General features: G+C 38.2%; 16 protein-coding genes. 5 read left to right on the top strand and 11 right to left on the bottom strand.

Annotation, left to right across the window (positions count from 1 at the left end; translation table 11 throughout):
• Window positions 1–628 precede the first annotated feature (628 nt).
• A complete protein-coding gene (locus ACYIAR_RS11290; protein ID WP_480329661.1) occupies window positions 629–1,234 on the top strand; it encodes an HU family DNA-binding protein in 606 nt (201 codons plus the stop codon).
• Here the strand turns inward: ACYIAR_RS11290 and prmC are convergent.
• The gene (gene prmC, locus ACYIAR_RS11285; RefSeq protein ID WP_480329660.1) at window positions 1,224–2,066 is read right to left on the bottom strand and encodes a peptide chain release factor N(5)-glutamine methyltransferase; all 843 of its coding nucleotides are present in this window, start codon (window positions 2,064–2,066) and stop codon (window positions 1,224–1,226) included. The two genes, ACYIAR_RS11290 and prmC, sit on opposite strands and share 11 nt — an antisense overlap.
• A gap of 294 nt (window positions 2,067–2,360) precedes the next feature.
• Here prmC and ACYIAR_RS11280 point away from each other — a divergent pair, with 294 nt between their 5' ends.
• From ACYIAR_RS11280 to ACYIAR_RS11265, 4 genes are all read left to right on the top strand, one after another.
• On the top strand, window positions 2,361–3,191 hold the full coding sequence (locus tag ACYIAR_RS11280; protein WP_480329659.1) for a hypothetical protein: 831 nt from the start codon (window positions 2,361–2,363) through the stop codon (window positions 3,189–3,191).
• Window positions 3,191–3,904, top strand: a complete 714-nt coding sequence (gene rsmI / locus ACYIAR_RS11275) for a 16S rRNA (cytidine(1402)-2'-O)-methyltransferase (protein ID WP_480329658.1) — start codon at window positions 3,191–3,193, stop codon at window positions 3,902–3,904. Before ACYIAR_RS11280 ends, rsmI begins: the two co-directional genes overlap by 1 nt.
• A gap of 19 nt (window positions 3,905–3,923) precedes the next feature.
• Window positions 3,924–4,802, top strand: a complete 879-nt coding sequence (locus ACYIAR_RS11270; RefSeq protein WP_480329657.1) for a Cbp1 family collagen-binding glycoprotein adhesin — start codon at window positions 3,924–3,926, stop codon at window positions 4,800–4,802.
• 97 nt (window positions 4,803–4,899) lie between these two features.
• Complete coding sequence (locus ACYIAR_RS11265; protein ID WP_480329656.1) at window positions 4,900–5,595, top strand: YjjG family noncanonical pyrimidine nucleotidase; 696 nt, start codon at window positions 4,900–4,902, stop codon at window positions 5,593–5,595.
• A gap of 95 nt (window positions 5,596–5,690) precedes the next feature.
• Here ACYIAR_RS11265 and ACYIAR_RS11260 read toward each other — a convergent pair whose 3' ends face one another.
• The 10 genes from ACYIAR_RS11260 to ACYIAR_RS11215 all read right to left on the bottom strand — a co-directional run bounded on the left by ACYIAR_RS11260 (window position 5,691) and on the right by ACYIAR_RS11215 (window position 18,427).
• On the bottom strand, window positions 5,691–6,302 hold the full coding sequence (locus ACYIAR_RS11260; RefSeq protein WP_480329655.1) for a response regulator transcription factor: 612 nt from the start codon (window positions 6,300–6,302) through the stop codon (window positions 5,691–5,693).
• Window positions 6,303–6,398: 96 nt separating this feature from the next.
• A complete protein-coding gene (locus tag ACYIAR_RS11255) occupies window positions 6,399–7,103 on the bottom strand; it encodes a hemerythrin domain-containing protein (RefSeq protein ID WP_480329654.1) in 705 nt (234 codons plus the stop codon).
• Between the two features lie 95 nt (window positions 7,104–7,198).
• Window positions 7,199–8,326, bottom strand: a complete 1,128-nt coding sequence (locus ACYIAR_RS11250; protein ID WP_480329653.1) for a Rid family hydrolase — start codon at window positions 8,324–8,326, stop codon at window positions 7,199–7,201.
• Between the two features lie 124 nt (window positions 8,327–8,450).
• Window positions 8,451–9,170, bottom strand: coding sequence for a hypothetical protein (locus ACYIAR_RS11245; protein ID WP_480329652.1), 720 nt, complete (start codon window positions 9,168–9,170; stop codon window positions 8,451–8,453).
• A gap of 23 nt (window positions 9,171–9,193) precedes the next feature.
• A complete protein-coding gene (locus ACYIAR_RS11240) occupies window positions 9,194–10,408 on the bottom strand; it encodes a porin (RefSeq protein WP_480329651.1) in 1,215 nt (404 codons plus the stop codon).
• 19 nt (window positions 10,409–10,427) lie between these two features.
• Entirely contained in the window at window positions 10,428–11,843 is a 1,416-nt protein-coding gene (locus ACYIAR_RS11235) for a di-heme oxidoredictase family protein (RefSeq protein ID WP_480333635.1), read from the bottom strand.
• A gap of 147 nt (window positions 11,844–11,990) precedes the next feature.
• Window positions 11,991–13,175 carry an imelysin family protein gene (locus ACYIAR_RS11230; RefSeq protein ID WP_480329650.1) on the bottom strand — a complete coding sequence of 395 codons (1,185 nt, stop codon included), beginning with the start codon at window positions 13,173–13,175 and terminating at the stop codon, window positions 11,991–11,993.
• Between the two features lie 78 nt (window positions 13,176–13,253).
• Entirely contained in the window at window positions 13,254–14,579 is a 1,326-nt protein-coding gene (locus ACYIAR_RS11225; RefSeq protein WP_480329649.1) for a hypothetical protein, read from the bottom strand.
• Between the two features lie 817 nt (window positions 14,580–15,396).
• Complete coding sequence (locus ACYIAR_RS11220) at window positions 15,397–16,326, bottom strand: Ppx/GppA phosphatase family protein (protein ID WP_480329648.1); 930 nt, start codon at window positions 16,324–16,326, stop codon at window positions 15,397–15,399.
• A gap of 37 nt (window positions 16,327–16,363) precedes the next feature.
• The gene (locus ACYIAR_RS11215) at window positions 16,364–18,427 is read right to left on the bottom strand and encodes an RNA degradosome polyphosphate kinase (protein WP_480329647.1); all 2,064 of its coding nucleotides are present in this window, start codon (window positions 18,425–18,427) and stop codon (window positions 16,364–16,366) included.
• Between the last annotated feature and the right edge of the window lie 15 nt (window positions 18,428–18,442).

Here is an 18,442-nt window from a genome sequence, read left to right as displayed (position 1 = left end):
TTTTTTTTACCATTTGAAGAATATAAAGCGCAACAAACAATTATTTATGAAAAATTTCAGAATTAGACACTTAGATTATAAAAAGTTTTTTATATTTGCCCCATAAGAAGGAATTGATGATGGTAAAAAAAAACGTCCGTTTTTTTTAGCCACAACAAAGAAAACTAAAAAGAAAACCAATTAGTTTCGTGAATATTTATATAATAAACGAATAATATCAAAGCTATTTTCTATCTTAATATATATTATCCCCTCTACATTTTATATATTAAAAATATCTTAATAACAAAAAATCCATTTTATCACAAAAACATCTTGACATTGCCTCAATAATATATTATATTAGTGGTAAAGAAAATATCGGCTCACCTAGGTGGGTTAATCAGCTCACCTAGGTGAATTGATTGGCTCACCTAGGTGGATTGATTGAACCACCTAGGTGAATCGATAAATTGAATGCAACTATTATGTTGAATTGTGCTATTGATTTTAACAAGAGAGAAGGAAGAAGTTGGAGAGTTGAGGAATTAAGAAGTCAAGGAGATTATATGCTAATACCCTTGTTAACTTGTCAACTTGTCAACTAATAAACTAATAAACTAATAAACTAATAAACTTAAAATAAACCATGTCAGCAATTTACGAATTTTACAAAAATCCAAAGAACCAGTATTCAACTGAAGAAGAAACCTATCATGCAAGGATTGTGCCTCAAGGGACAATAGGTATAGAACGTATGGCTGAAGAAATCCAACAATACAGCAGCCTGTCAACTGCCGATGTAAAAGGTGTGCTTGAAATGCTTGTGAAGTTAACAGCCAGAAATCTCTACTACGGATTCAATGTAAACCTTGAAGGACTAGGGACACTGCAAATGACACTGGATTGCCCTCCGGATATTTCCCAAAAGAAAGTGAATGCGAAGTCAGTCAAGTTCAAGTCTGTTGTTTTCCGTCCTGCTGCTTCATTAAAAAAAGCATTGAAAAACACTCCGTTGACTCACGTCAATGTAAATGTACATTCTTGCAAAAGGAGCAATGAGGAAATTGATGCAATGTTGACAAATTATTTCAACAAGCATGAGACTATGACAAGGAGAGATTTCCAAATGCTGTGTGGTCTCACCCGTTCTACGGCGGTGAGACATCTTAAAAGGCTAAAGGCTAGCGGAAAGATTGTAAATATTTCCGACACTCGTCATCCGGTGTACAGAAAAGGGAATTTTACAGATTAGCCCTCACCATCCTGTCCTTGCCAAAGAAATCTTTTCGGAGCTCTATATTGCGGAAACCAAGTGAAGAAAGCATATCGACGGTTTCACGACCGAATTGCGCATTAATCTCAAAGAAAAGAGAGCCTCCGGGTTTGAGCAATTTAGTTGCACGATGGGCAATGGTACGATAAAACAGCAACGGGTCACTATCGCTTACAAACAAAGCGAGATGTGGCTCGTGCTCCAGAACATGTTCTTCCATTTCTGCCTTTTCCTTTTCCATAATATATGGAGGATTGCTTACGATGCAATCTAACGACGATGGCAATTGTGAATCAGGATTCAATATATCGGCAAGGATGAAATCAATCTTTACATTATTAATATCAGCATTGGAAGAAGCGACGGAAAGTGCTGCTGCGGAAACATCGACTGCCGAAACTTCTGAATTGGGAAGCATTCGCGCTATGCTTATAGCAATGCAACCGCTTCCGGTTCCTATATCCATTATGCGAAAAGACTGTGCAGAGTTATATTCAGATACAATCCAGTCCACAAGCTCAGCCGTTTCTGGTCGTGGAATAAGGACGTCCGGAGTTACACGGAAAGTGGCTCCGCAAAATTCAGCCTCGCCAAGGATGTATTGAACAGGTTCGCCGGACGAAAGGCGGTCGGCAATGGAGAAAAGTTCTGCACGTTGGTTGTCAGGAAGAATCTCACGTTCGTTCATCAACAACTGATATGGCTGCATATCCAGTTTCTTTTCGAGAACCAGATTTGTTATGGCACGTGCTTCTTCAGAATCATATCTGACCGAGAGAGCTTTCCTGAAATATTGTTTTACTGTTTGCATAATTTTCGGATAAGGAAATGCAAAAGTATCGGAATTGAGAGTATATGCAAAATAATCTGTAATAAAACTGATTAAAAGAGATGTTGTATCGTTTTTTAATAGGGTCTATGTATTTCAGCTGTGGGCTTTGCTAAACTCAAACGGGTAACTTTAAAAAGTTACAGATTGAAACAATATAAATAAGGTAGTCCATATTAACATTTTAAACACCGATACACCTGTATACTTTACAGTTTAGCAACTTGCGAAAATTAAATATATTTTCTATAATTGCAGAAAATATCAAGTTAGCAAATGATAAAGGAAGAGAAAATAGAGAAATTGCTTGCTGAAATATCAGAGCTTGAGAAGCTGGTAAAGACAATCAAGCTTGATGATGATTTATCTATCCGCACACTTTCGGAATGCGGAAACATAACATTCAGTATTCTTGAACATATCAAACAGCTGGAGGCTGAGAAAATAAGAATGATGAGTGTCCGCATGGCTGAACAACAGGAGGAACTGATGCGTCTGACAGCTCTCTTTGAGAAATATCAGACTTCTGCCGAGATGTATAAAGAACATATTGCAGCTCCTGTTCCAAAGGTGGAAACAATTCAGGAGAATGAAGTTGAAGTTGTTGAATCTGAACCTGAAAAACAGGAATCTGTTGAAACAACTGAGAAAACGGAAGAGGTTGTTGTCGCTGCCGAAACTTGTCCGGATGAAAAAGTTGAGGTAGAAGAAAAAGCTACTGAAATAGTAGAAGAAACTATTGACACTCCTGTTGTTAAAGAAGAAGAGAAAGCTGAGGAGACAGTTGTACCTGAAGTTCATGAAACTGCAGCTCCTGTTATTCCTACTGTAATAGAAGAAAGAAGTCAGCCATTGTCGCTGAATGACATAATAGAAAAAAGACAACTTTCGGATTTCCGCAAAGCATTCAGTCTGAATGACAGATTCCGTTTCCGCCGTGAACTGTTCGGAAACAGTGATGAAAAGATGAATGAAGCCATCGATTGCCTCAACAACAAACAGAGTTATGAAGACTCGTTGAACTATATAATCTCGGAGTTGCATTGGAATATGGAAGACGAAACAGTTGCTGATTTCGTTAAACTTTTGGAAAGGAGATTTGTCTAATGGCTAAATTAACAGTTGTTCCTACTCCGGTGGGTAATCTGGAGGATATGACTTTCAGAGCTATCAAAGTGCTTAAGGAAGCAGACCTGATTCTTGCAGAAGATACAAGAACAACAGGAATATTGCTTAAGCATTTTGAGATTCAGAATAAAATGCAGTCGCATCATAAATTCAATGAGCATAAGACTGTTGAGCAAATTGCAATGCGAATAAAAGGAGGCGAAAATATTGCTCTTGTTTCGGATGCCGGAACTCCGGCTATTTCCGACCCTGGATTTATGCTTGTGAGAGAATGCGTGAAACAAGGAGTGGATGTGGAATGTCTGCCCGGAGCAACAGCTTTTGTGCCGGCATTGGTCGCTTCTGGTCTGCCAAATGAAAAATTCTGTTTCGAAGGTTTCCTTCCACAGAAAAAGGGCAGACAAACAAGACTGAAGGAATTGGCGGAAGAATATCGTACAATAATTTTCTACGAATCTCCGTTCAGATTAGTAAAGACTCTGACTCAGTTTGCCGAAATTTTCGGTGCGGACAGACAGGTTTCTGTTTCGCGGGAGATTTCAAAACTACACGAGGAAACTGTCAGAGGTTCACTGGAAGAAGTGATTGCTCATTTTACGGAATGTGAACCTAGGGGTGAAATAGTTATTGTCCTTGCCGGAAAAAATAAAGAAAAGAAATCCGGGAAAGAGGTGGATGATGATAATGTTTAACTACAAAAAGAAAAAGAAAATGAAGAAGATTATTTTTATGGTCTGCGCATGTGCAGCATTAATTACAACTTCATGTAATTACCAGTCTGACGAAGCAAAAAGACTGAAAGCTCAGAACGATTCGCTAATGGTAGAAAATGCCAAGGCAAATGATGAACTGAACGAAATGTTATCAACTTTGGATGAAATCGAAGCTGATTTCCAAAATATAAGAGATGCAGAAAACTATCTGACAATTCAGCAGCAGGAAGGCGGTGAAATGACACCGACAAGAAGAGAAAAAATCAGAGACAATATGAAACTTATCTCTGAAACTCTGAAGAAAAACAAAGAGCAGATTGCAAAACTTGAAGAACAGATGAAGAAGAGCGGAATACAAAGTGCCGCCCTTAAAAAGACTCTTGCCCGATTGAACAAGGAACTGGAAACTAAAACAGCTGAAATTACTTCTTTAAGAGACGAACTTGCTAAGAAGAATGTACAAATACAGGAACTTGACGGAATGGTGAGCGAGCTGAACGAAGATGTTGAAAACCTATCAACTACAAACGCAGTTCAGGCTGAAAAATTAAACGAACAGGACAAGGCTATTCACACTGCATATTATTGCTTCGGTACTTCAAAAGAACTGAAAGCACAGAATATTATCAATAAGAATGGTTTGTTCGGTAAGACTAAAGTATTGCCTGCTGATTTCAACAAGGATTATTTTATCTCTATCGATATTCGCGAAGTGAAAGAAATTCCTTTGTTCTCACCAAAAGCTAAGCTTCATTCAAATCATCCGGAAGGAAGTTATGAGTTTGTGAAAGATGAGGAAAAGAATATCACATTGCACATTATTGATGCAGATAAGTTCTGGAGTCTTGGCAAGTATCTGGTAATCGAAGTAGGATAAACAGGTAGCAAGGGGACAAGTTGACGAGTTGACAAGAAAGAATCCTTGTATTTGAAGCCTTGTCAACTTGTATATGTACTCAAAAACTAAACATTTAATGTACAAGAACATATTCATAGACCTTGATGATACGCTGTGGGACACAGCACATAACAATAAAGAATGCCTCAAAGAGATATATGCCGATTATGATATGAAACGGCATTATGCCTCCTTTGAGGCATTCTATGATATTTATATGCCACATAACCTTGACTTATGGGCAAAATATCGTGAAGGAATAATTGACAGACAAACTCTTATAATAGAAAGATTCCGATATGTAACCGCACCAATCGGAATTGAAAAGAAAGAAGATGTGCTCAGTCTGAACAATGATTTCCTGATGCGTACTACAAAAAAGACGAAACTTATCGACGGTGCTATTGATTTGCTTGAATATCTTTATCCACGATACAGATTATTCATCCTTTCCAATGGATTCAGAGAAGTTCAGTCTCTGAAAATGGAAAATTCAGGAATTCTGAAATATTTCGAACGTATAATATTGTCGGAAGATGCAGAAATTCAAAAGCCGCATAAAGGTATTTTTGACTATGCACTGATAAATACAAATTCCAAACGGAATGAATCCGTAATGCTAGGTGACAGTTGGGATGCTGACATTGTCGGTGCTTATAATTCAAAGATAGACCAGATTTGGTTTAATCCTAAAGGTGAAGAGCCAAAAGGTTTTGTTCCTACAGTGACAATAAAGGATTTAAAGGAAATTATAATACGTAGGATTTTATAAGTTGACAAGGGGACAAGTTGACAAGATTATAGATATAAGATGTGTTCTGACCTTGTCAACTTGTCTCTGAAGCCTTGTCAACTTATATTCTTCTTTCACTGAATATCTTTAAGCTCGACAAGTTTGTTTACTATTGCATAAATTGTAAGACCGCTAGGTGTGTGAATCTGTAGCTTACGGGCAATATTGCGGCGATGCGTAATTACAGTGTGAGTTGACAGGAAAAGACGGTCGGCAATCTCGCGGTTTGTCATTCCCTTTACAACGCAAACTACAATTTCTTTTTCACGCGCGCTCAATGTCTGCTGTTCATCTTCTTCAGCAGTTTCATCTGCCGGAGCTTCGGAAGCCAGCATACGCTCCAGTTTCTGTTTCATCTCTTCCGAATCAGAAAAGAGTGAAAACTGTTCGTCGTAAAGACGAAGCACAGCATCGGGAACAATTGAGAAAAGTAAGGCTATTGCTTTCATGGAATGGCATCCGGAATCATCCTTCAGTTTCTGCAAGTCACCAGCAAAACCAGGCAATTGAGGATTAATAATAAGAATATCCGGATGATGCATGCGAATAGCCTCGAGTAACATATCGTCAGTGGATATATCGACTATTTGTATATGGAATCCAGGAAGGCGCTTCAGCATGTTTTCCAAGCCTACACGCACTATTGTGGAATTCTCGGCAATCGCTATTTTAAGATTATGAGTCATAATAAAATGAACATGAGTTTGAAAGTTTTTAAGTTTAACGGTTTATGAGGGAAGAGTTGACGAGTTAACAAGGATATTAGTATATAGTCTTCTTGACTACTTAACTCCTTGACTACTTAACTCCTCATAAATCATAATCGCCGGAACAAAAAGAAAATCCTCTACTCTCGTATGGGTCGTCAAGTCTTCTTCGGTTGCAAATATGTCAAAAAGAACACTATTAAGAATATGAGAAGACTCTCCCGGATAATAACGTATTAGGATATATTTCAGTTCCGTAATCTTCGCCTCTATCTGGTCGTGACGCTTGCGGAAAATCGCAATATTATATTTATCGTCTTTTTCCCCTTTCAGAAGAGAAGATACATAAGTGAAAACAGTATGTTCCTCATAACTCATATGTTTGTTGACTTCTTCTGCGTATTCATCGAAATACTTACTTATCACAAAAGCAACGTCACCAGGACACGAACTGATTGCATCAGTCAGTTTTCTGCGTATATGAGGAAGACGGAAATTCAAAAAATAATCATGTGCATTATGCAGATATTTTATCAATGTTTCCAAAGACAGCTTACGAAGCACATCTTCAGTAACAATTGGCGAATCCTCAATAAGGAAGTTGACAACTGAAAGGAAAGTGAATGTATCGACATTGTTCAGCCGGCAAACTTCACCAATAGTTTTCTCTCCGAAACCTAATGATATGCCGAAGCGACTCATAACCAAAAGCATTGGATAATTGTCGCAAATCAGGTCACTCATTCTGTCAGTTTCTTTATATATTCCTTGTTTGTACATACGATAAAAGTTTAATGTGTTTTTGGTAAAGATAGCTGTTTTGAGTTCTCGGATTTTTAAGTTTTCCAGTTTTTAAGTTTTTTTGAGATGAATATTCAATGCTTCATCCCAATACATTCCATCTCAATAAGCCATCCGGGACGACAAACCGGAGCATGCACGATAAGATATGGGAACTCAAAACCTTTATCAGAAAATATCTTCTTTACCAGTGAGTAATCCGCCGTATCACGAAGATAAACTATTGCCTGAGCAATGTCAGAAAGAGAGGAATCAGCCTCGTTCATAAGAACTTCAACATTCTCCAACATTCTTTCTGTCTGCTTGCGGATATTTCCGGGATGCAATATTTCGCCTTTATTGTCGATACTTGCAGTCCCGGAAATGAATATATGTTTTCTGTCAGGATAAGAAACAACTGTTCCACGTTCGAATGTTACGCCATATTCATATGTCGGGTTCAAGTGAGTGGAGCCATACAAATATTTTATTTGTGATTCTTCAATGCCATTTACGGCATATGTATCCATCTGCACTGTTACCTCTGGCAATGCATGGCGACCTTCGATGCCAGTGCTGGCTATATAATGTGTTTTTTCCGTAAGATTCTGTGTTACGAAAACCTCTTTACGCGCTTTCACAACTCCAGCATAATTTACATCGACGTTCTGGACAAAGAACCAGGTGCGGATGCAATTGTTATATAAGGAACAACCTTGTTCTGTCAGCTGCATTATATAGTCATTCAACAGAAGGCGAGTCTGATATTCCGAATTGCTTGCCTTATTGAAATTGCTTCCTGTCCAATAATGAGTATAATCACCAAAGGAGACTTTCAACATTCCGTTTTTAAGGCGTTCGGCAGAAACTCCAGTCTGCAGATAAGTCCACATAGCGATTTTGCTTCCGTTCAATGGCGGCTGCTGAACAATTGACAGAGCAGCATCAGCATTCTCACATTCCCAATCCATTACCAAATCAGACTGGTTTGCCGCATCACTCAGAAAATATCTTCGGAACACTGCAACAGAATTATCCGGCAATTCCTCTTTTACAACCCTGATATATACTTCAAGAATCCTCCGATACTGTTCCTCAAAAGTCAGCATAGAGTCATTAACTGAAAGCATAATCTGAAATTCCGCATGTTCTGTTTCAGAAGCAAATTCTGATATATGAACATTCACTGACAAATCATTGTAATATTTATTTTTGAATATCATGATATATTCGCATTTATATAATTTAGTTTTAAAGTTGACGAGGCTTCAGAGACAAGTTGACAAGGATAATAAATCTTATACAGGCTTGTCTGCTTGTTTTCTTGTCTGCTTGTTTTCTTGTCAACTACTTTTTAGCTCCGTTCCCAATCCAGTCATCCAAAAGATTCAACAAATCCTTTTGAGTAATCATTTCCAAATGGTCCATATGCCAGTTGGCTGAAATATCCGTATTAAGTGTAAGATGAAGAAAACTGCTGTCCACATTTCCCGGTGTTACATACGGCATTCCTTCGCCACTCAAAGAAGCCGGAATATTTACCAATGCATCATAGCTCTTTCCTTCAGTAAGGAAAAGGTCGCCGGCTGGAGTCGTACTTTTTCCATGACAATTGATACAAGTTTTGTCAAATATTTCTCTTTGCACAGATGAGAACATTCCGGCATCAATTGTCCCGGCATCAATAATGATTGTATCTTTCTGGTATTGTATTTCCGAAGAATAAAAAGACACAATCTTTTTACGCAGCTGATTTATGATACAAAGCTCAACTGTTTTAACCTCTGTCGGAATTCCGGACATTACCATATTCATATCACCGGCTGATGATACTATTACTCCCTTCGAAATGTTTGCATACTCTCCTTCTCCAAATCCGGCAACAACAACGCTATATGACGAAGGCCATGAGTCTGCTCCTTTAATATTTGCACTGACACGGACAACAGAACCTGTCTGTGACGAATCCGTCTTTATATCGTCATATATTTTTCCATCATCACAGGAAGAGAACAATGAAAGAATCAAAAACGAGAGATACAATATTGTTGGTTGATAACTTCTCATAAACATTATGTATATATACAGATTTAGAATACATACTGCAAAAGGATTGTACCAGAATGCATGGCAAGACCAAGGTCATCGTTGTCACGGTCGAGCTGAGTTTCATGTCCGGTACGACCTATAAACTGATACATTGCCTGAAGCTTCAGATTACATCCTGTAAAGAAATAGTTGAAGCCAATTGCCGGCATATTAAGGAAGCCTTTGGTGTCAAGTCCGTTTCTGTTGAAGAAATCGTATCTTGCAGCAGCCTGCAGACGGTTTGTTATAAAATATCCACCCTGAACGTATCCACCAAGATAGTTATATGTCTCGTCTATCTTCTGACGTTCTGTAAAACCTACATTCATATAGTATAGTTCAGCGCCTATATACAAGCGATTCTTCAACATAGCAAACTCAGCTCCGGCTCTGAAATCATTCGTACTTTCATTCTCACTTTCGACATTCAATGACGAAGACAATCCGAAAAGAATCTTATCTTCATTCAATCTGTTCGGGTCACCTTGGTTTGAAGGCATTATTCCTTTGGGCATATAAGTCACACGTCCGGCATAAAGAAGTGAAGGAATATGCCAATCATCACTGAAAGTCTTTGATGCTACATTTACGCTGCTGCCTGTACCATTGAACAAACCCAATTCATAACCGAATTTATCCTGTAAAAGTCCGTGAATCTCAATACCCAAATCAAATCCTGTAGCGATATTGGGTGTTACCGCATTCAATGAATAGGGCAAAATAACAGATGCAGTAAGCGAAACCGGAAGTGTTGGCATCAGTGTTTCACCTAGAGTAGTAAGATAAGCATGAGAGAATGGTGTCTTGAACTTTCCGGCACGTATCGCAAAAGATTCCTTCAACTTAACATCAAACCACGCCTGCTGCAATATGCCGCCACCGCTTCCGGCTGCATTTATAGAAAGATTGAATGTCACCTTATCGAAAGCTTTTCCTGTAAATCCCAAAATTGCATATGGAATGGAGAAACCAGAATTAGCAACATTATCCTGATTGTACGCAGGATCCAAACCTTCCGAATCATAATAGTTGAAATGTGCGCCAGCCTGAACAAGCATATATGGCTTGAAAACAAAATCTCCTTTCTTCGAAGCTATGGAAAAACCTTCTTTTCCGGCAAGAGAAACAACTCCATTTTCTGTTTCTTCTTCATATTGTGCCTTCAATGACAAAGGCAATAAAAGTAAAACTACTATATAGTAAAATATATTTTTCATACTTGTCATCAGATATTTATTACAAAGAATTAATGAAATCAATCAGAGCATCCCTATCCTCCTTACTCATATTTTTAAATAAGTTTTTTGAAGCTTCGGCTTCGCCGCCATGCCACATAATAGCCTCAATCAGATTTCTGGCTCTGCCATCATGCAAAAAATATGTATGTCCGTTTACTTTCTCCTGTAATCCTATTCCCCATAAAGGAGTAGTTCTCCACTCATTTCCACGAGCCAAACCGCTGACATAATTGTCATTCAGTCCTACGCCCATAATCTCCGAACCCATATCATGAAGAAGGAAATCCGAATAAGGATGTATTGTTTGCCCGCCAAGCCATGGCAATTCTGTTCCGTTAAGCAAAGTTGCTCCACGCGTGCGAGTATGAAGAGTAGTAACATGACACAGATGACATTTAGCTTCATAGAATTTCTGTTCTCCTTTGATCACATTCGGGTCATTGACATTCCTTCGTGCCGGAACACCCAAAGAATGAAGATATAAATCAACATCTTCCATATCCTCGGTTGAAACATCCAATTTGTCGTATGCAAGTCCCATCATACTTCCCTGATCCATTTGCATCTGTCCTTCACATATTTCTTCCGGATAACGGCTGTTTGTAACACCCATATCACTGGAAAATCCAAGTTCAACAGTCAAGTCTGCATGCTGGGCTTTATTTCCCGACAACCCCAAACGAGTTACGCCTCGTTCTGTTATATAATTACAACGTCCACTAATGCCATATTCCGGATAATTACTTTTGGCAGCCAAAGCTTCTATTTCTTTCGGATCGAGAGCCATCATCTGTCCCATACCGACATGGCGCAGAGGAATTCTCACAGAACAGAACAAATCTTCGGGTGCAATGGAATCTGCATACCATTCCGAAATCGAATACTCAGGTTTGCATAATTCATAAGTTTCCCCATCTGGAAAGGAGAATGTTTGTTTTGTATATTTAACCTTAAGTTTTCCTTCAGGTTTCACTCCATAAATAGCCTGGTCATGAAGAACACGACCATAGTTCTTGAAGAAAGCTCCGTTTCTGCGTGTTATATAAACCAACATAGACGAAAAGCCATAACTTCCGGAACCGCCTTCACTCCAAAGCGTAGGTTTGGTTCGTCCTGCATTTCTATGACAGCTACCACAAGAATAACCTGCATATACAGGTCCCAATCCACCTATTGAAGAGTTGTTGGAACTTGTTCTTACATCATCATATAAGCCGTCTCCGTTTATAAACCTACTGGAAAAAGCTCCAGAAACCCAATCCGCCTCAGTATCATAAGCAACGGTGGAATTCAGGAAAATAGTGGAAGTTCCCGCAGAAAGAGCATAACCTGCGGGAACATCAACATCATCAATATCCATACCTATTTTCTCACATGAGACAAATGATAAAGATGAAGCAAGAACAAAAAACATTGTTTTTATTCTCATAATCTTTCTATATTCTTTAAAATCAAGTTTTACAGAATGATATTTCCAGGAAACAAGCTGACGAAGAAACGAACAACAACATTATATTCCTTGTCAACTTGTTTCTGAAACCTTGTAAACTTTAATGTTTCCTCAGTTATTCACTTTACGAGGCTGACCATCCTTAAACAGAAGGAATTCAAGAGTGTGAAAACCACGTAATGCCTGTGCTGCTTCAATAGCTTCGTCACTTTCACCTTCCGACCAGTTCATATCATCAAAGTTTCCAGACTTAAGAATATTCACAATTCCTTCCTGATCCAAAGGCCAGCTATCCATATTCGGGTCCAAACCTTCAGCATCAACCGGTCCGAACAAGAATCCTTCACTCTTTTCCCATGGTTCACGGGCTGAAATCCATGCTGAAGCAGCAGCTTCAAAATTAGCATCGCTAGGAGAAGTTCTGAAAGTCTCAACCGCGTCATGAAGTTTTGAATTCTCTTCCATCAACCATTTGTATGTTGGGAGTACAACATAATCAGTATATTGGGCAACAATTGCATCCAGTTTCGGATCATCCGCTTTTCCTTCATAAGCAGAACGGACAATTGCTTTTGTTTCTATCAAAACAGTTTCAAGTTCCAAACATGCAGCCTGTGCGGCTTTTGCCTCAGATGAGTTTATATTATTACGGAATGGCTGAGGAATAGCCTGAATTGCAGCAGCTGCCTGATGTATGGCTTCATCCAGCTTTTTGTTCTGCTCTGGATTAAGTGATTCCAACAAGTTATAAAGAGAATTTTCCTGGATATCTTTTGAATCATCATTGTCATTTTCTGAAATCTTTCCATAATATGAATTACGGATTGACCATATATTATTAGTATAGTCATCACGGGAATGCCAGCTATACCAAGACTCTACAGCATAAAGAGCGCCTTCTTTATCTCCGGATTCATATTTACTCATCGGGTCACCGATTTTTGCGGCGCCTACCTCATTTGCAATTTCAGCACATTTGTCAAATATTTCCTCAACACAGTTCAATGCGCTGCTGAAATCACCTCCGGAATGATTCTTGAAAGTTGTAGCATAAGCTTCGCCGCCCTTATAGCTTGTGCTCCAATAAGAATAAAGATTTGAAGCGTCTTTCTTAAGCAATGAAGAAACATTCTGCATATAGTTTCCCCACGATGCTGCGTTTTCAGAATTGTAATCAATGTCTTTTGCCTCAACTTCAGAAGAATCTGGTACTGGGTCATCATTCTTTTCACAAGAAGTGAATGTTAAAGAAGCAGCCAATAAAAGGGCTGCAAAAGATTTGAATTTCTTTTCCATATTAATTTGAGTTTTTAAGTTCATTATTTTATTAGTTGACTTGTATCTGTTGCCTCGTCAACTCGTTCCTACAATAGTCTATCTGCTAAAGAACCAACCGATGTAGGCAATTCCAAGGCTAAATTCATTCTCGCTATTATATTTTCCTCCACCAATCTTTCTGGCTTTATAGTCTGCTTTTACTACAAGATTCGGCAATGCATACCAGTTGGCTCCGACCGACCACATATTAACTTTATTACGTAAATCCATAACTTGCTTTCCCTCTCCTTTTTCCTGCGGGTTGTAATATTCATATCTGGCAAAAGGATAAATAACTGGAAACTTCGACTGAGAACCGAATAAAGAACGCAGATTTATACCAAGTTCACCACCATAACTGACAGCATTGCTAGCCACAGGAACTGTGCGGCTGTAAGGAGAAGTATTTGATTGCCCACGAATCGCCGACGACAAAGCTTCGGAGTTTGCCAAATCTCCGTAAATCATATTTGCCCTTGCCGTTATATATTTATTCTTATACTGTAAGTCTGCTGTATATATTTTCAATGGCGAGCGGCCTATTGATGCAAATGTTTCAGGCTTGTCGGAATTAGCTCCAACATTGTTGCAATAGTAGAAAGAACCTCCGATTTTCAATCCTGGAACTCCAAGATAATTCAAGCGAGCCACATAAGCCGGAGATGTGAAATTATCTGTCTCAAACAAGCCTTGTTTTCCTCCGGCAACCCAAGTATTGCGGTCAAAACCACAGGCATTCAATCCTGCTACAATCAGAAACTGATAATTGAAACGGGAATATTTTTCGCCGAATGTTCCGAAAAACTCTAGTCCGTTTTCATGCCATGTACATGGAATAATTGTAGATTCGCCTTCCGGACGTGATGTTCCGAAGAAATTAATCGGCTCATGATGTTCGTTTGTCAGTCCAACCGGGACAATCAAATGACCGACACGCACATTAAACGCAGGATGAATAAGGCGAGTTATATGGAATTGCTCCAAAGCTACTTCACCGCCTTTTTCAACTTCTGTTTCATATTCCCCATTTTCAGTATTTTCAAGTTCGTACGCCGAACCTGTACCTCCTGCCTCAAATTCAATTTCGGCACCAAGAACCCATTGGGAATTAAATTTATAATCGAAAGCAACAACAAATCTTGGGATTGATATTGAATTTCTGTTTACCTTTTTATTTCCTGATGAAGTTCCTGTGAAACGATTTATTCCATAATCCATAAAACTGGCAAGTGCTTCACCATATCCACCAAAACGAAACTTTTCATATCCCGATGCATATATTTCTGCAGAGTGTTCCGCAGCTGTCTTTTCAGAATTTTCCTGAGCATTTACAGAAGAAGTCAAGCACAGAGAAAACAAGAATAATTTAGTTAATCTTTTCATTCTATTTGTAAATTTTTCGCAAAGGTATGGCTGCAAAAAACCTACAACAATCACATAGAATAGGTATATAAAAGGGGATAATACCTTATGGTAGGTATTTATTCCTCAACATTATAACAAATACCTAACAGATAGTATAAGATGGAGAAATTTACCATATTATAGGTATTGTTTTGTTAACGAGAGTATATAAAATTAGGAGTTTTACAATTCAGGTTGACAGCTGTTCAAAATTGTTGAAAAATAGGTCTAGTCCTACGTGAACGTAGGTCCGAACCTACGTCCGATTATATACGGCCCCAATTGAGCGTAGGTTCGGACCCATTTTTCCCTAAAAACATTGATATATTAAACCATATTCTAAAATCACATGATTTATCTGATAATCATCAACATAGAAGAATTGTGAAACATATCTGCGGAAACCTTCCTGTTATGTCCGTTGTTATCCCGAAAACATTTGACATTTCAGAGCAAACAACAGATGTTTCGGGGAAAACACTACCATGTTTTTATTCATTTATTTAATCATAATAGCAACAAATAGGTACTACACATATATTTTTACTAAAATATAGGTATTGCCACAGTTATTATATGGCAATATCTTTGCAATGTCAAAATAAACGTAACACTATTAGTATAATCGCTGAACCAAGACCGAACGCTAATTATGTAAGCATGTAAGATGATTTTGAAGAAATATCGGAAAGTTTTTATTGGTTATTTTCGATAATAAAAAAGCCTCACTGGGAAGTGAGGCTTTTTTATTGATAGATGACGATGGAACAAGTTGACAAGGATATTAGTACATACTCTACTTAACTCCTTGATTACTTAACTTCTCAACTTCTCTATCCTCCGCATACAACTGATCAATAATACCATCAGAAAGACCTATTTCAGGAACATAGATATATTCGGATTTCAGCTTCTCGGCAAGGCAAAGGAATATTTCGGAAGCCGGAACAATAACATCAGCACGGTCCGGCTTGAGGTTATATTCATCCATACGAGCTTCAGGAGTAAGAATCTTCAAACGGTCGTATATCTGTTGCAATGAAGAAACAGGAATACGTTTACGCTTCTTGTCCTTTTTCTCAATCAAACGATAAAGTTTATTGATGTTTCCACCAGAACCGATTATATTAACAACAGGATAATTACGTGTATTTTCTTCTATCTCATCACGCATCTGCTGCCAAGCAGCTTCAGTAACACCCCCCGTAAGAATTCTGACGGTTCCAATATTGAATGATTTCGAATATACCAACTCACCATTAACAAGGAAATTAACTTCAGTACTACCACCACCGACATCAACATACATATAATTACCATTTCTGTCTTCACGACATTCCATATGGTTATTATATACCATTTTGGCTTCTTCCTGACCATCAATAATCTCGATGTTAATGCCTGTAGTTTTCTTAATTTTCTTTATAATGGATTTTCCGTTTTCAGCATCGCGCATAGCAGACGTAGCACATGCACGATACCTCTCAACTCCGTAAATCTTCATCAAATGACGATAAGCTTTCATCAAACGACGCATTCTTTCTTCCTTTTCCGGAGATATACGTCCTTTCTCAAAAACATCAAAACCAAGGCGCAGTGGTACACGTAATAAAAGAACTTTCGAGAATTTATCTTCTTTATCCTGTATGGATGAAGAAACACTTTTAATCAATAAACGTACGGCATTGGAACCTATATCAATAGCCGCATAATTCTTTACTGCCATAGTTTTTTATATTTATAGTTTGTTTATGTATCGCTTTTCAGCATTTTGAGTCTTTCTCAAAATACAACTTATAAAGTTCTTCCTGTGAACGGAAAACAGAACCATCAGCCAATGTATTGCTTTCATTAGTTCCATATCCGTCAACGATTCGTCCTTGTTTCGTATCATCAAGACCAAACTGAACAACTCGTTTCAAATCTTCTTTGATTGCCGGATCATAAATTGGAGTTACAACCTCGATACGATTATCAAGATTTCGAGGCATCCAGTCTGCCGAACCAATAAATATCTTTTCCTCTCCACCTGCAGCAAAGATGAATATTCGAGAATGTTCAAGATAACGGTCAATTATGCCTACGACCTTCATATTTCCATTCAAATCATGCAAGTCCGGATAAAGAGAACAGTTTCCTCGAACCAACAATTCAACAGGAACTCCACTACGTGCTGCTTCGTAAAGTTTGGATACGATAACCGGGTCAGTAATATGATTAATCTTTACCTTAATATATGCAGGCTTTCCGGCTTCTTTATTACGTATCTCATCATTGATAAGTTTTACAAACTTATTCTTCATTTCATTCGGCGATACAAGCAATTCCTTGAAACGTACCGGAGAATAAGGACGCTCAATAAAACTGAAAACAGCATTTACCTCGCGTACAATTGGACGTGAAGCCGTCATCAGCATATAGTCTGTATACATTCTTGCATTTCCTTCATGGAAATTACCAGTGCTTATACAAGCAATATCATTTCCGGATTTCATTGTGATATGAGTAATCTTGGAATGAACTTTCAAACCTTCAACACCGAAAATCACATGAATTCCCGCATCCTGCATTTTCTTAGACCAACCGATGTTTGAAGCCTCATCAAAACGTGCAAGGAGTTCAATCACTACTGTTACTTTCTTTCCATTTCGGGCAGCACCAATCAATGCCTTAATTACCTTAGAGTCTTTTGCCAACCTGTATAAAGTTGTTTTTATGGCTTTAACCTCTTTATTGACAGCGGCCTCCTGAAGAACACGGATATAAGAATCAAAGCTATGATATGGAACATGGATGAAACGGTCGGATTGACGTATCAGTTTCAGTATACTTTCATCACCAGCCAACTCTGATTTAAGAATAGGATTCCAAACCGGATATTTGAGGTCTTTGCGTCCGCAATCAGGGAATTTCATCAAATCCTTATGGTTATGATAACGACCTCCGGCAAGAACAATATCCAATTTGTCCAAATCAAGTTTGGAAAGAACCTGCTTCAGCAGAAGTTTAGGCATAGTTGAATCATAAACAACTCGCAACGGTTCGCCACGCTTACGGCTTTTAACGCCTTTGGATATTTTCTGAAGCATACCGTTACGCAAGTCATTATCGATTTCCATCTCTGCGTCACGAGTAAACTTGAAAGAGTATGCTTCATATTCTGTATATTCCAATCCACAGAAAATATGCGGCAAACAAAAACGTATTACGTCATCAAGATACATCAAATAGCTTTTACCGTCTTTATCCGGTAAACGCACAAAACGACCGCAAACGCCAACAGGCAATTCAAGAAATGCATACTCGAACTTTTTCTTTTCAGATGAACCTTTTGACAAACGTACAGCAAGATAAATATTCTCGTCTGTTTCCAAATCAAGATATTTCACAGCTGAATACCAAACAGGAATTACTACACCGTTAAGATTCTGAATATAAAACGAACGAACAAACTCCTTTTGGTCCTCATCCAACTCTGTATCTTTAAGCAAGAATATACCTTCTTCCTTGAGTTGCTTATTTATTTCAGCATTTATTTTCTCAAAATCTTTGGAAAAAGCCGTATTAAGTTTGTTTATCTCCTTTAATATATCCAATGCTTCTTCCTTATTTTTCTTTGCTTCCTTATTATCGCATTCTGCAATACGGCTAAGAGTTGCCACTCTCACTCTGAAAAACTCATCCAAATTGTTTGAGTAAATTCCAAGGAATGACAATCTTTCCAACAAAGGAACGGTAGTTTTTCCTGCCTCCCGCAAAATACGCCGGTTAAAATACATCCAGCTTATATCTCTGGGCAAATAAGTTTTCTTGTTTTTTATTCTCATACCTATGAATTTTAA

Source organism: Parabacteroides sp. KHUB-01 (assembly GCF_056640935.1).
Note: the sequence above shows the minus strand (reverse complement) of the source record. Positions and strands in the feature narration are given on the sequence as shown.